Annotated in this window: 14 protein-coding genes; 6 read left to right on the top strand and 8 right to left on the bottom strand. The window is 71.8% G+C overall.

The features are described from left to right. Positions 1-14: 14 nt before the first annotated feature. The 5 genes from ACFZ8E_RS18815 to ACFZ8E_RS18795 all read right to left on the bottom strand — a co-directional run bounded on the left by ACFZ8E_RS18815 (position 15) and on the right by ACFZ8E_RS18795 (position 3,176). The gene (locus ACFZ8E_RS18815) at positions 15-269 is read right to left on the bottom strand and encodes a hypothetical protein (RefSeq protein ID WP_147728485.1); all 255 of its coding nucleotides are present in this window, start codon (positions 267-269) and stop codon (positions 15-17) included. A gap of 160 nt (positions 270-429) precedes the next feature. Further along, positions 430-867 carry a TIGR02301 family protein gene (locus ACFZ8E_RS18810; protein WP_243932991.1) on the bottom strand — a complete coding sequence of 146 codons (438 nt, stop codon included), beginning with the start codon at positions 865-867 and terminating at the stop codon, positions 430-432. A gap of 26 nt (positions 868-893) precedes the next feature. Beyond that, positions 894-1,328, bottom strand: coding sequence for an NUDIX hydrolase (locus tag ACFZ8E_RS18805; protein ID WP_405044413.1), 435 nt, complete (start codon positions 1,326-1,328; stop codon positions 894-896). A gap of 26 nt (positions 1,329-1,354) precedes the next feature. Next, on the bottom strand, positions 1,355-2,461 hold the full coding sequence (locus tag ACFZ8E_RS18800; RefSeq protein WP_405043469.1) for a hypothetical protein: 1,107 nt from the start codon (positions 2,459-2,461) through the stop codon (positions 1,355-1,357). Beyond that, positions 2,454-3,176 carry an SDR family NAD(P)-dependent oxidoreductase gene (locus ACFZ8E_RS18795; protein WP_147728807.1) on the bottom strand — a complete coding sequence of 241 codons (723 nt, stop codon included), beginning with the start codon at positions 3,174-3,176 and terminating at the stop codon, positions 2,454-2,456. The genes ACFZ8E_RS18800 and ACFZ8E_RS18795 overlap by 8 nt, the downstream gene beginning before the upstream one ends. A gap of 260 nt (positions 3,177-3,436) precedes the next feature. On the opposite strand from ACFZ8E_RS18795, the gene ACFZ8E_RS18790 reads away from it, so the two are divergent. Beyond that, positions 3,437-3,988, top strand: a complete 552-nt coding sequence (locus ACFZ8E_RS18790; RefSeq protein WP_244030504.1) for a carboxymuconolactone decarboxylase family protein — start codon at positions 3,437-3,439, stop codon at positions 3,986-3,988. Between the two features lie 7 nt (positions 3,989-3,995). On the opposite strand, the gene pdxH is transcribed toward ACFZ8E_RS18790, so the two are convergent. Beyond that, positions 3,996-4,574 (bottom strand): pyridoxamine 5'-phosphate oxidase, encoded by a 579-nt coding sequence (pdxH, locus tag ACFZ8E_RS18785; protein ID WP_279603455.1) that lies wholly within the window; start codon positions 4,572-4,574, stop codon positions 3,996-3,998. A 167-nt stretch (positions 4,575-4,741) separates the two neighbouring features. On the opposite strand from pdxH, the gene ACFZ8E_RS18780 reads away from it, so the two are divergent. The 3 genes from ACFZ8E_RS18780 (at position 4,742) to fabI (ending at position 7,352) form a co-directional block, all read left to right on the top strand. Then, positions 4,742-5,272 carry an RT0821/Lpp0805 family surface protein gene (locus ACFZ8E_RS18780; RefSeq protein WP_405043468.1) on the top strand — a complete coding sequence of 177 codons (531 nt, stop codon included), beginning with the start codon at positions 4,742-4,744 and terminating at the stop codon, positions 5,270-5,272. 171 nt (positions 5,273-5,443) lie between these two features. Further along, the gene (locus tag ACFZ8E_RS18775; RefSeq protein WP_243932344.1) at positions 5,444-6,346 is read left to right on the top strand and encodes a DnaJ C-terminal domain-containing protein; all 903 of its coding nucleotides are present in this window, start codon (positions 5,444-5,446) and stop codon (positions 6,344-6,346) included. Positions 6,347-6,485: 139 nt separating this feature from the next. Then, complete coding sequence (gene fabI / locus ACFZ8E_RS18770) at positions 6,486-7,352, top strand: enoyl-ACP reductase FabI (protein WP_405043467.1); 867 nt, start codon at positions 6,486-6,488, stop codon at positions 7,350-7,352. A gap of 95 nt (positions 7,353-7,447) precedes the next feature. Here fabI and ACFZ8E_RS18765 read toward each other — a convergent pair whose 3' ends face one another. Beyond that, entirely contained in the window at positions 7,448-7,729 is a 282-nt protein-coding gene (locus ACFZ8E_RS18765; RefSeq protein WP_405043466.1) for an AAA family ATPase, read from the bottom strand. Positions 7,730-7,753: 24 nt separating this feature from the next. Beyond that, positions 7,754-8,752 (bottom strand): polyphosphate kinase 2 family protein, encoded by a 999-nt coding sequence (locus ACFZ8E_RS18760; RefSeq protein WP_405043465.1) that lies wholly within the window; start codon positions 8,750-8,752, stop codon positions 7,754-7,756. 189 nt (positions 8,753-8,941) lie between these two features. On the opposite strand from ACFZ8E_RS18760, the gene ACFZ8E_RS18755 reads away from it, so the two are divergent. Both ACFZ8E_RS18755 and ACFZ8E_RS18750 read left to right on the top strand, forming a co-directional pair. After that, positions 8,942-9,538 (top strand): histidine phosphatase family protein, encoded by a 597-nt coding sequence (locus ACFZ8E_RS18755; RefSeq protein WP_147728844.1) that lies wholly within the window; start codon positions 8,942-8,944, stop codon positions 9,536-9,538. A 206-nt stretch (positions 9,539-9,744) separates the two neighbouring features. Beyond that, positions 9,745-13,833, top strand: coding sequence for a Pls/PosA family non-ribosomal peptide synthetase (locus ACFZ8E_RS18750; protein ID WP_405043464.1), 4,089 nt, complete (start codon positions 9,745-9,747; stop codon positions 13,831-13,833). The last annotated feature ends 4 nt before the right edge of the window (positions 13,834-13,837 follow it).

Genomic DNA, 13,837 nt, shown 5'->3' with positions numbered 1-13,837 from the left:
CCGCGGCATCGGGATCAGTGCTGGAGCGCGGTGGTGAAGGCGCCGCCGCGGATGCGCTCGGGGAATCCCTCGGCGTAGCGGGCGGTGGCCTCCTCGCCGTAGGTCATGACCAGTTCCTGGAAGGCGGCGAACAGGGCCGCCTGCGCCATGCAGTCGCCGTCGAGACCGTCGAGGCAGCCCTCGGCGAACGCCTCGGACACGTAGCCCAGGGCGGCGCGCTTCTCGTCCACGTCGGCTTCGAACGGGGCGGTCTGAGTGCTGTTCTGCATGGCGCGTCGGATCCGTTGCGCGCGGGCTGGAGGCCCGGCGTACGGAAAGGATGATAGGCGGCTCACGGGTCCGCGACCAGCCGGGAATTGCGAAGCGGTTAACGCGGATGGTCGAATACGACGGTTTCCCCGGATGCTTCTGCCGTGTGGCCGGTTTGCATCAACCGCCGAAACGGCCGGCCAGCGCGTGCGACAGGCGCTCCCCCTCGGCCACGAAGCGGCCCGCCGCCTCGTGCGCGGCCGGCGTGCAGACGCGGTAGGTGGAGGCGTAGCCGCGGTAGCCGCGGTTGTACGCCCCGGCGAGGCGGTCGCGCCGTCCGGGGGTGACGCCCTCGGCCTCGATCAGCGCCTTCATCCGGTTCGGCCACTCGGCGGCGTCGGCACCCGCGCACAGCTCGCGCAGGAAGGCCAGCGATCCGATGATCTCGGACAGCCGCGTCAGGTCGCGGTCGTAGGGGGCGGCCTGCTCCGGGGGTGGCGGGGGCGGCTCCTTCTCGGCAGGCTTCGGGGCTTGCCGCGCCGGGGGGCGCTGCTGCGCAAGCGCCGGAGCGTGCGCGGAAACGGCGAAGCCGGCGCCGACCGCGAGGACCGGCAGGATGAGATGCAGGAAGGACGGCTTGCCGATCACGGGCGGTCCCCGGGTCGACGGGCGGCGACCTTCGCGAAGGCGTCCGCCAGCGTGTCGGCGAGACCCGGCGTCGTTTCGAGGTCGGCGATCTCGTCGCGCGTCGCCCAGCGGACGGCGAGGGCTTCGGGGCCGGCCTCCGGCTCGCCGCCGATCCAGACGGCCGCATGGGGGTGGACGACGTAGTGATGGCGCACGCGACCGTCGGGCTCGCGCTGGATGATCTCGGTCGGCGGCAGGACGCCGATCATCTCGGCGTCGAGGCCGACCTCCTCCTTGAGCTCGCGCAGGGCGGCGTCGGCGATCGCCTCGCCGGCTTCGACCAGCCCGCCGGGGAGGGTCCAGACGCCGCGCATCGGCGCGTTGGCGCGCGCCGCCAGCAGCACCCGGTCGCCGCGGATCACCGCGATCGACGCGCCGACGAAGGGGCGCATGGGAAACAATCGCGCATCGGCCTCGCTCACGGCTTCGTCCCATCCGGCGCGACGACCGCGACGCGTCCGTCGGACAGGCCGACGAGGATGCGCACCTTCGTCCCGCGCCCGAGCGCGGCGACGCCGTAGGCGGCGGGGGCGGGCAGCGCGATCCGCGCGCGCTCCCTGATGCCGCCCTTCAGAGAGACGAGGGCGATGGCCGAATTGTCGGCGACGGGCAGAGCGAGGTCCGCCTGCGCGCTGCCTTCGCCCTCGACCGCGGCGGCGAGATCGACGTCGTCCGGGCCGGAGGCGTAGCCCGGCGCCTCGCCGGCGAGGGTGAAGGCGTCGACGGCCGGCGTCCAGAGCTGGAGGCGCCCGCCCTTCGCGAGAACCGCGGCGACCTGCGGCGATCCGGTCCCGGCGAAGTCGGCGACGGCGGCGATCCGCAGCGGAGCGCCGTTCTGGAACGGCGTCCGGGCGGTGACAGCCCAGTCGCCGATGCCGGCGCGGGTGACGAGGGCCAGACCCGACGCATCGCCGCCGTGGAGCGTCGCCACGACGAAGGCCTGGCGTGCGGCGAGGCGCACGGCGCGCGGCCTCGCGAGGGCGAAGGTCGCGTCCGGGCCGGCGGCGACCGTCACGGTCGAGACCGGCACCGGCTTCGGATCGCCGCCCATCGCCACCGGCTGGCGCTCGCGGATGGTGAGGCCCGCCGCCGAGGGGGCGGCGCCGATCGCGCGGGTGGCCCCGGTCAGGTAGGCGGAGGCCGCACCCGACAGCATACGGCGCGAGCCCGGAACGGCCCCGCGCGGCGTCTCGGCTGCCGTCAGTCCCGCGATCGCCTCGGCACCGAGCAGCGTCGTCCTGATCGCGCCGTCGACGAGGCTCAGGGCCGCGCCGCCCTCCTTGCCCCAGACCACGACGAGGGGCGCGCTCTCCTCCTCGCCGACGTCCGGCGCGGCCGGCGCCGCCGTCGGCCGGGCGAGCGGGATCAGCCCGGACGTCGCCACCGCGACGGCGACCTCGCTCCGCGGCCCGCGCATCGCGGTCGCCTGGAACGGCAGATCGAGGATCGTGACCGCCGGCTCGGCGGCGGCGGGCGTGGCGGCGAGAACGACGAGGAGCAACCAGCGGGACAGCCGGTCAGACATGCTGCCCGCCGTTGATGTGCAGCTCAGCGCCGTTCACGTAGGACGAGGCCTCGGTGCACAGGAAGTAGATCGCTTTGGCGACCTCGTCGGGCGTGCCGAGGCGGCGCTGCGGGATCTGCTCGACCAGCTTGTCGGTTCCGGGCGACAGGATCGCGGTGTCGATCTCGCCGGGCGAGATCGCGTTGACGCGCACGCCCAGCGGCCCGAAATCGGCGGCCATCTCGCGGGTCAGGCCGGCCAGCGCCGACTTCGAGGTGCCGTAGGCCGCGCCCGCGAACGGGTGGACGCGCGACCCGGCGATCGAGGTGACGTTGACGATCGACCCCTTGGCGCGGGCGAGCTCGTCGCGCAGGCCCTGGGCGAGCAGCACGGGCGCGAAGAAGTTCACTTGGAACACCCGCTGCCAGGTCGCGAAGTCGGTCGGCAGGGCGCCGAGGCGCTCGCCGTTCGGCCCCTTCGGCGAGATGCCGGCATTGTTGACCAGCGCGTGGAGCAGGCCGCCCTCGATCGACAGCCGCTCGGCGACCTCGCGGACCCCGCGCACGGTATCCTCGGCGTCGGCGAGGTCGACCTGGAGGTGGTCCTCCGGGCCCATCTCCCATGGGCAGTTCTCGGGAAAGGCGTGGCGCGAGCAGGTGATCACCCGCCATCCCGCCGCGGAGAAGCGCTTGACGGTGGCGTGGCCGATGCCCCGGCTCGCCCCGGTAAGCAGCATGACGCGACGGCGTTCGTTTCCGGGTATGGCCAAGGCCGTGCCTCGCTTCCGATCGGGGTCGGCGCCGGGGCACCCCGGCGGGCCGCCGCGCTGAGCCCAAGGTCTAAGCGCAGCCGGCCCGAAAATCCAGGGACTTCGCCGCGTCGCAACACCGGCGGGGACGCTTGACCAGGCACCGATGCGGCGGGATCACCGGGGCTCCGCAGCCCCTCGCACCGGATCGCCCCCTCATGCCGACCACGGCCCGCCCCACCGATCGCATGCCCGCCATTTCCGCGGATCGGCTCACCCCGGCGCAGCTCGCGGCGTCGGACGCGTTCTTCGCAGCGCGCAAGACGCCGGTCTTCGGCCCGTTCGTGCCGCTGCTGCGCAGCCCCGACCTGATGCTGCGCGCGAGCGATATGGGCCTGTACCTGCGCTACGACAGCGTTCTGCCGCTCAGGATCAGCGAGTTCGCCATCCTGATCGTCGCCCGCGAGTGGAGCCAGCAGATCGAGTGGCAGATCCACCATCCGATCGCGCTGAAGGCCGGCGTCGACGCGGACGTGGCGCAGGCGATCGCGGAAGGCCGGCGGCCGGAGGGCATGTCGGCCGAGGAAGCCGCGGTCTACGCGTTCTCGACCGAGCTCCAGCGCAACAAGGCGGTGAGCGACCCGACCTACGCGGCCCTCGTCGCGCTCTACGGCGAGCAGGGCGCGATCGATCTCACCGGGATCAACGGCTATTACGCCTTGCTCGCGATGACGATGAACGTCGCCCGCACCGCCCTGCCGGAGGGTGTCGCGCCGCCGCTGCCGCCCCTGATCCCGTAGCGGCTTCTCAGGGATAGAGGCGCGACCGATCCCAGCCCTCGCCGTTGCGGGTGAACCGGACGCGGTCGTGCAGGCGGTAGTCGCCGTTGCGCCAGAACTCCATCGCCACCGGGGCGATCCGGAACCCGGTCCAGTTCTCCGGCCGCGGCACCGGCCCGTCCTCGTAGCGGGCCGACAGCTCCGCCACCTCCGCCATCAGCGCGTCGCGGCCCGCGAGCGGGCGCGACTGGCGGCTGGCGATGGCGCCGAGCCGGCTGTCGCGGTGGCGGCTGGCGAAGTAGGCGTCCGCCTCCTCGGGCGTCACTCGCGACACCGGACCGCGGACGCGGATCTGCCTGCGCAGGCTCTTCCAGTGCAGCACGAAGGCGGCCTGCGGGTTGGCGGCGAGCTCCTCGCCCTTCGCCGATTCGACGTTGGTGTAGAAGACGAAGCCGCGCTCATCGAAGCCCTTCAGCAGCACCATCCGCACGTCGGGCAGGCCGTCCGCGCCTGTGGTGGCCAGCGCGATCGCGTTGGCGTCCTCGGGCTCGGATTCCGTCGCCTCGGCCATCCAGGCGGCGAACAGGCCGAACGGATCGTCGCTCAGGGTGAAGTCGGCGGCATCCGGGACCGCATCGCGCCCGCCCGACTCATCGATCTTTAACGCGTCCACGACTTAATCCTCCGTTGTGAGATCCGGGTCGGGGGGCACCGACGTTGGAGCACACTTACGCGCCATCTCGTCTTGGGTTCAGGGTCTCGGGTTCAGGTGTAATGCGTCGTCGCGACAAGAAGGAAGGGGCTGCGGCGATGCCGCGGGCGGAAGCGCGGGCGGGGCGGCTCGCGCCGGTGGCACTGGCCGCGGGTCTCGCGTCGATGCTCTGCGGCTGCAGCCAGCCGCTCCTGATCTTCCGGGCGGATGCCAATCCCGAGGCCAGAACGGAGACCGCCGCCGACGAGCCGATCGTCACCGGCAGCATCAGCCGGCGCCCGACGAGCTTCGGCTCGGACCTGGGCGAAGAGGATTGGCGCCGCGCCTACGCCGCACTCTCGGTCGCCCTCGACCCGCAGGGCAATGGCAAGCCGGTGAAGTGGGACAACCCCGAGACCAGCCTGCGCGGCACGATCAACCCGACCGGGCTGCCCTACGTCGCCCACGACCTGATCTGCCGCGATTTCCTCGCCAGCGTGATCGCTCCCGGGAACAACCGCTTCGTGCGCGGCACCGGTTGCAAGCCGTCCGGCGGCGAGTGGGAACTCAAGCGCATCCGCACCGGCAAGGCCGGATCGGGCAAGACGAGCTGAGCGCGAACGATGCGAGGCGGCTCGGCCGCGTGACGCGTTCGGGTTGACGCCGGCCGCGCTTGCGCCGAGTCTCGTCGCCCCTACGTTGCGCGAGAGCAACAGGCCGCCCACATGCGGCCTGGATGGCCGCTGCTCCACAGCCGGCGCGAAACCACGAAGTTCAAGAGACCGATGCGCAATCCCTACGAGGTGCTGGGCGTCCCCAAGGGCGCCGGCGAGGCTGAGATCAAGAAGGCCTACCGCAAGCTCGCCAAGACCTACCATCCGGACACCAACAAGGACGCGAAGGCGAAGGATCGCTTCGCCGAGGCGAACGCCGCCTACGAGATCCTCGGTGAGCCGGAGAAGCGCCGCCAGTTCGACCGTGGCGAGATCGACGCCGACGGCAAGCCGCGCGCAACCGGGTTCGAGGGCTTCGGCGGCGGCCGCGCCGGCGGGTTCGACTTCAACAACGCGGCCCGCGGCCGTGGCGGCCCGGCGGGGGGCGTCGGGGAGGACATCTTCTCGCACCTGTTCGGCGAGGCGTTCCGCGCCGGTGGCGCCGGGCCGGGCCAGCGCCCGCCCGCCCGCGGCGAGGACGTGGCGGCCGAGCTCGGCGTCACCCTCGAGCAGATCGGCAGCGAGGAGAAGCTGCGGGTCGGCCTGCCGGGCGGCCGCGAGTTCGACGTGATGATCCCGAAGGGCGTCGTGGACGGGCAGACGATCCGCCTGCGCGGCCTCGGCTCGCCCGGCGGCCCGCGCTCCGAGCCGGGCGATGCGCTTCTGACGATCCGGGTGCTGCCGCATGCCCGCTTCACCGTCGAGGGCGCCGACCTGCGCGCCACCGTCGACCTGCCGCTCGAGGATGCGGTGCTCGGCGGCGCGATCCGCGTGCCGACCCTGACCGGCGCGGTCGAGATGAAGATGCCGCCGATGACCTCGTCCGGCCGCACCTTCCGCCTCCGCGGCAAGGGCCTGCCGAAGAAGGACGGCACCCGCGGCGACCTGCTCGCCGTCACCGCGATCCAGCTGCCCGCGGACGACGCGGCCCTGACCGAGTTCGTGAGGAGCCGGCGCACCGCGCGGGCCGAGTAGCCGGCGGCGTATCGCGCCGATCCGGCGGACTTCCGTCCCCGACGCGCCTCCGCTAAGGATGCCTCCGGCGCGAGACCGCCGCCCCGTCGAGCGGGGCGGCCGGGAGTCCCGGGTGCCGAAGCGAATTTTCGGGTGTGGCATGGCGGCTTTCGACGCAACGGACGAGCAGGGCGCGGGCAGGGACGCCGCGCCGGGCAGCAACCTGCTCGCGGGCAAGCGCGGCCTCGTGCTCGGCGTCGCCAACAACCGCTCGATCGCCTGGGGCATCGCCAAGAGCGCGCATGCCCACGGTGCCAAGCTGGCCTTCACCTACCAGGGCGACGCCCTGAAGAAGCGCGTCGAGCCCCTGGCGCGCGAGCTCGACGCCCACGTCGTCGGCCATTGCGACGTCACCGACCCGGCCTCGATCGACGCGGTGTTCGCGGCGACCGCCGAGATCTTCCCCGAGGGCATCGACTTCGTCGTCCACTGCATCGCCTTCTCGGACAAGGACGAGCTGACCGGGCGCTACGTCGAGACGACCGAGGCGAACTTCACCAAGTCGCTCATAATCTCGTGCTACTCGTTCACGGCCGTCGCGCAGCGCGCCGAGAAGATCATGCCGAACGGCGGCTCGCTCCTGACGCTGACCTATTACGGCGCCGAGAAGTGGATGCCGCACTACAACGTCATGGGCGTCGCCAAGGCCGCGCTCGAAGCCTCGGTGCGCTACCTCGCCGCCGATCTCGGCCCCTCGAACATCCGCGTCAACGCGATCTCGGCCGGCCCGATCAAGACGCTCGCCGCCTCCGGCATCGGCGACTTCCGCTACATTCTGAAGTGGAACGAGTACAACGCCCCCCTGCGGCGCACGGTGACGATCGGCGAGGTCGGCGAGACCGCCGCCTACCTGATCTCCGACATGTCCCGCGGCATGACCGGCGAGATCCTGCACGTCGACGCCGGCTACCACGTGGTCGGCATGAAGAACCCCGAGGCGCCGGACCTGAGCCTCGACAAGGATTGAGGGCGGGCGCGCCGGCGAAGGCCGGCGTCAATCACCGTCCTCGAAATTCCCCGACAGCTTCAGCCCGGCGATCCAGGTCGCGCCCTGGCGCTTGATCACGCGGTGGGGCTTCGCGCGCCCCGCTCGTCGAGGATTGCGTCGGCCAGCCGTTCGGAATGGGTCACGAGCCAGACCTGCGTGCGTTCGGCCGCCTTGACGATCATGCGAGCGAGGGGAGCCAGCAGGTCAGGGTGCAGGCTCGCCTCGGGCTCGTTCAGGGCGACGAAAGGCGGAAGCCGGTAGGCGAGCAGGGCTCCCGCGAGGGCGAGGAACCGGAGCGTCCCATCGGAGAGCTCGGAGGCTTCGAAGATCCGCTTCGGATAATCGGGAAACACCATCCCGAACCGTGCCTCGCGGCGCCGTCAGTCCGGCACGACCAGATCCGCGATGCCCGCCACTGCTTCCGGGAACTGCGGGTCCATCGCGTCCAGCGTGTCGGCGATGGTGCGGGCGATGACGAGGTTGCGGAACCACTTCCGGTTGGCCGGCACCACGTGCCAGGGCGCGTGCGGCGTCGAGCATCGGGTCAGCGCGTCCGAGAACGCCGCCTGATAGGCATCCCAGGACTTGCGCTCGACCAGGTCGGCCGGATCGAACTTCCAGTGCTTGTCCGGGTTCGCGATCCGCGCTTCCAGGCGCTGCTTCTGCTCGTCCTTCGAGATGTGCAGGAAGAATTTCAGGATGTGGGTCCCCGATTCGGTGAGCAGGCGCTCGAAGTCGTTGATCAAGCCGTAGCGCGCCTGCCAGACCGGCTCCGGCACCAGGCCCTTCACGCGCACGACCAGCACGTCCTCGTAGTGGCTGCGGTTGAACACGCCGATCATCCCGCGCCCGGGCGTGCGCTGATGGTAGCGCCACAGGAAGTCGTGCTCGCGCTCCTCGGTCGACGGTACCTTGAACGAGGCGACCGTGCAGCCTTGCGGGTTCACGCCTTCCAGGACCGCGCGGATGGTGCCGTCCTTTCCGCCGGTGTCGATCGCCTGGAACACCACGAGCAGGCTGCGCTGCCGCTCGGCGTAGAGCTTTTCCTGAAGCGCCTGGATCCGCGTGCGCTCGGTGGCGAGCGCCGCCTTCGCCCAGTCCTTGTCGAAGCCGCCGTCGGCGTCGGCGTCGACCTTCGCGAGATCGAACCGGCTGCCCGGCACGACGGTGACGATGCCGTCGGCCGCCGCGACGGTGGCGGGCGCGTGCGCATCGATCAGCGCGGGCGCGATGCCTGCGATCTCGGCCGTCGCGGCCGCCCAGAGAGAAGAGGAAGGCGCCTTGCGCCGGGCATCCTGGGCGGAACGGTCCGGCGACTTTGTCACACCGGCTGTCCCCGCCTTATGGCGCCGATCCGTCTTGCGGTGCTTCTTGCTCATGGACAGACCTTCTACCGACCGATCGCGTCCCGGCCTAGATCGGGCACCCGCCTTGCATCCGAGGGCGACCCGAGCCCTTCAGACCGCCATGCCCGTTGGACGCCACCCTCATGAACCCGCCCGCGCAGCCGCCGCGAGACCTTCGCTCAGGACGCGACCGGTGAGGGCGCCGACTGGAACCGCCGGAGCGTGAGGCCCATCCCGACGATCTACTTCATCCGGCACGGGCAGACCGACTGGAATGCCGAGGGGCGCTTGCAGGGGCAGCGCGACATCGGCCTCAACGCCGTCGGTCAGGGGCAGGCGGCTGACGCCGCGGACCGGCTCGCGGCGCTCGCGGGCGACCGGCTCGCCGAGGCCGACTTCATCGCGAGCCCCCTGAGCCGCACGCGGCGCACCATGGAGATCCTGCGCGACCGCCTCGGCCTCGCGCCGACCGAGTACCGCAGCGATCCCCGGCTGATGGAGATCCATTTCGGGGCGTGGGAAGGGCAGACCTGGGCCGAGATCCGCCGCCGCGATCCCGGCGGCGCCGGCGCCCGCGACCGCGACCGCTGGGGCTATCGCCCCTCGGGCACCGGCGCCGAGAGCTACGCGATGCTGACCGAGCGCGTCGCGCCGGTCTTTTCCGACCTGGCGCCGGCCACCGTCGTGGTCGCCCATGGCGGCGTCGCCCGCGCGATGCTGGTGGCGCTCGGCCACCTCGACATCAAGGCCGCCCCGCGGATCGCCGTCCGCCAGGGCTCGGTGCTCGTCGTGGACGCGGCCGGATGGCGCTGGGCCTGAGGTTTGTCGCCGACCGTTCAAGACCCGTTCAAAGGTCCGGTATACAGCGAGGTCTCGGGGCCGGTTCGCACGGCCTCGACCCGATCGGCGGACTGCCTCGATAACGGCACGATCCCGCGTCAGGAACGCGCTCCGATCGCCGGCCGGGTGCGCATGCGAGACAGACGGGAACCCAGCTCCGCCCGGAGCTGGCAGCGGAGCATGCGATGAGTAGCCTCGGCGAGATGATCCGGCCCGAAGCGGACCGGCACCCCGCGGCGACCCCGTCCGACCGGGCCGTGCTGCGCGGCCCGGTGCGTCCCGACCTGATCCGCGACGAGGTTCTTGGCGAGATCTTCGCCGAGACCGCGCGGGCACGGCCGGACCATCCGGCGCTGATCGACGGCGCCGCCAAGGACGCGTCGGGCCGGAACCCGCATCTCACCTATGCCGAGGTCTTCGCCCGCGCCGGACGGATCGCGGCGGGTCTCGCACATCGCGGGATCGGGCCGGGCGACGTGGTCGGCCTGTGGATGGCGCGCGGGCCGGACCTGCTCACCGCCCAGATCGGGATCACGCTGTCCGGCGCCGCCTGGCTGCCGTTCGACGCCGAGGCGCCGGCCGACCGGGTCGCGGTCTGCCTCGGCGACGCCGCCGCGAAGGCCCTGCTGGTCTCCGAGGCGCTGGCCCCGGGCGCGCCCGACGTCGCGCCGGCCCTGACGCTCGATGCGCTGCTCGCCGGCACGCCCGCGGACGCGGCGACGCCGGACCTTCGCGCCGGCGGCCTGACGCCGCAGCATTCCGCCTACTTGATCTACACCTCCGGCTCGACCGGCGTGCCGAAGGGCATCGTCATCAGCCACGCCAACATCTGCCACTTCCTGCGCTCCGGAAACGCGCTCTACGGGATGGCGCCGGATGACGTGGTCTTCCAGGGCGCTTCGGTCGCCTTCGACCTCTCGATGGAGGAGATCTGGGTCCCGTACCTCGTCGGCGCGACGCTGTTCGTCGCGAGCCCGGCGATGATGGGCGACGTCGAGTCGCTGCCCCGGATCATCGCCGAGGCCGGGGTCACGGTGATCGACACCGTGCCGACGCTGCTGGCGATGATCACCGCAGAGCTGCCGAGCGTGCGGCTGATCCTGCTCGGCGGCGAGGCGCTTCCCGAGCCGCTGGTCGCACGCTGGGCGACGCCTTCGCGAAAGCTGTTCAACACCTACGGGCCGACCGAGGCCACGGTGGTCGCGACCGCCGCCGAAATGCGCCCGGGCGTGCCGGTGACCATCGGCGGCCCGATCGCGAACTACTCGGTCTACGTCGCCGGCGAGGACCTGCGCCTGCTCGGGCGCGGCGAGCCGGGCGAGCTGCTGATCGGCGGCCCCGGCGTCGCGAAGGGCTACCTGCAGCGGCCGGAGCTGACCGCGGACAAGTTCATCGCCAACCCCTACGCCTCGGACGGCGCCGACCCGCTGCTCTACCGCTCGGGCGACGCGGTCTCGCTCGACGCCGGCGGCAACATCCTGTTCCACGGCCGCATCGACGACCAGGTCAAGATCCGCGGCTTCCGCGTCGAGCTCGGCGAGATCGAGTCGCGGATCCAGGCCCAGCCCGGGATCGCCCAGGCCGCGGTGGTGCTGTGCAACGACGACGGCGTCGACCGGCTGGTCGCGTTCATCGTGCCGGACCGCGGCCACGACCTCGACCGCGCGGCTTTGCGCCGGACGCTGGCCGAGCAGATGCCGCCCTACATGGTGCCCGGCCATTTCGAGGCGGCCGAGGTTCTGCCGCGCCTCACCTCCGGCAAGGTCGACCGCAAGGCGCTTCGCGTCGCGACGCTCACCATCGTCGATGCCGACGACGAGCAGGAGCCCCCGGAGAACCAGACCGAGGCGGCGCTGCTGGCCGCCGCCAAGCAGGTCTTCGGCAACCAGCCGATCGCGCTCGAGGGCGACTTCTTCTCCGACCTCGGCGGCCATTCGCTGCTCGCCGCCCGCTTCGTCGGAGCCGTGCGCGAGGCCCCGGCGCTCGCCGGCATCACGCTGCAGGACGTCTACCGCGAGCGCACCCTGCGCCGGATCTCGGACGCGCTGATCGCCCGCACCGGCGGCGCCGGCATCGAGACCGCGATCCGCGACCTCGCCTTCGTGCCGCCGCCGCTCCGGCGCCGCGCGCTGTGCGGGCTCGCCCAGGCGGTGGCCCTGCCGTTCGTGATCGCGCTCGCGACCGCGCAATGGCTCGGCATCTTCGTCACCTACCTGCTGCTCACCGGCGGCGGCCTCGGCTTCTTCGGCGAGCTCGGCGTGCTGCTCCTCGTCTACGTGGCGATCAACGCGGTGACGGCGACCATCGCGGTCGCGGCCAAGTGGCTCGTCCTCGGCCGCACGAAGCCCGGCCGCTACCCGCTCTGGGGCGCGTATTATTTCCGCTGGTGGCTGGCGCAGCGCCTGGCGCCGCTGGTCCACGTCAAGTGGCTGCAGGGCTCGCCCGCGATCGCCGTCTACCTCCGGTTGATGGGCGCGAAGGTCGGTCGCGACACCCTGATCTCCGACATCGAGATCGGTGCCCCGGACCTGCTCTCGATCGGCGACGGCGCGTCGCTCGGCGGCCGCCTCGTCGTCGCCAACGCCGAGATCGTCGGCAACGAGCTGGTGATCGGACGGGTCGAGATTGGCCGGGACGTGGCGGTCGGCACCTCCTGCGTCCTCAGCCATGACACGGTGATCGCCGACAACGCCGAGATCGCCGACCTCACCACCGTTCCGGCCGGCACGCGCATCGGCGCCGCAGAGCGCTGGGACGGCTCGCCCGGACGAAAGGTCGGGATGGCCGACGTCGCGGAGCTTCCGGAGCAGGCCCCGGCCTCGGCCCGGCGCCGGGCCGGCTTCGGGGCGATCTACCTCCTGCTGCTCGGCGCGATCCCCGCCGTCGGCCTGCTGCCGATCTTTCCGGCGTTCTTCATCTTCGACCAGATCTCGGACTCGCTCTCCGACATCACCGACATCGACTACCACTGGTACCTGCCGCTGCTGACATGGCCCACCGCCATGCTGATGACCGCCGGCACGGTGCTGCTCATCGCCGGCATCCGCTGGCTGGTGCTGCCGCGGCGGCGCTCGGGCACCTACTCGATCTGGTCCGGCTTCTACCTGCGCAAGTGGTCGGTGGCGCTCGCCGCCGAGGTGACGCTGGAGACGCTCTCCTCGCTGTTCGCCACCGTCTACATGCGGGCGTGGTACCGCCTGATGGGCGCCCGGATGGGGGAGGGCGCCGAGATCTCGACCAACCTCGGCAGCCGCCACGACCTCGCCGAGGTCGGCAGCCGCAACTTCATCGCCGACGAGGTGGTCTACGGCGAGGAGGAGATCCGCCGCGGCTGGATGCACCTCCAGCCGGCCCGCACGGGCGCGCGGGTGTTCGTCGGCAACGACGCGGTGGTGCCGCCGGGCGCCGACATCCCCGACGACGTGCTGATCGGCATCAAGTCGAAGCCGCCGGCCAACGAGGAGATGGCGCCGGGCGACACCTGGTTCGGCTCGCCGCCGATCAAGCTGCCGTCGCGTCAGCGCGTCGACGTCGGAACGCTGGCTCAGACCTACGAGCCGGGCACGCTGGTCAAGCTCCGCCGCGGCGTGTTCGAGGCGTTCGCGACCTCGTTCTCGCCGATGCTGTACATCACCCTCGCGATCACCGCGATCGACTGGTACTTCTACCCGGCGATCCTCGAGCGCGACTGGAGCGGGCTCGCCGTCAGCTTCGTCACGGTCAGCGTCGCGATCGCGCTGATCCAGTCCGCCGCCGTCATCGGCATGAAGTGGGCGCTGATGGGCGTCTATCAGCCCGGCATGCGGCCGATGTGGTCGTGGTGGGCGATGCGCACCGAGGCCATCGCGGTCGCCTATTGGGGCCTGGCCGGCAAGGTGCTGCTGGAGCATCTCCAGGGCACGCCGTTCCTGCCCTGGGCGCTGCGGCTGTTCGGGGTGAAGGTCGGCGAGGGCGTGTGCATGCTCACCACCGACATCACCGAGTTCGACTGCGTGACGATCGGCGACTTCGCCACCATCAACCGCACCGCCGCCCTGCAGACCCACCTCTATGAGGACCGGATCATGAAGGTCGGCCGAGTCGTGATCGGCCGCGGCGTCTCGGTCGGCGCGTTCTCGACGGTGCTCTACGACACCAAGGTCGGCGACTATGCGCGGCTTCGGCCCCTCACCATCGTGATGAAGGGCGAATCGATCCCGGCGCATTCGGAATGGGAAGGCGCACCGGCCGTGCCGGTGGTGCTGACCGCACCGGCCGATCGCGCGGTGGCGTGATCCG

The organism is Methylobacterium sp. HMF5984 (assembly GCF_045033435.1).
In the GTDB taxonomy this organism is placed as follows: domain Bacteria; phylum Pseudomonadota; class Alphaproteobacteria; order Rhizobiales; family Beijerinckiaceae; genus Methylobacterium.
The sequence above is the reverse complement of the archived record's forward strand: the minus strand, read 5'-3'. Positions and strand labels throughout refer to the sequence as shown.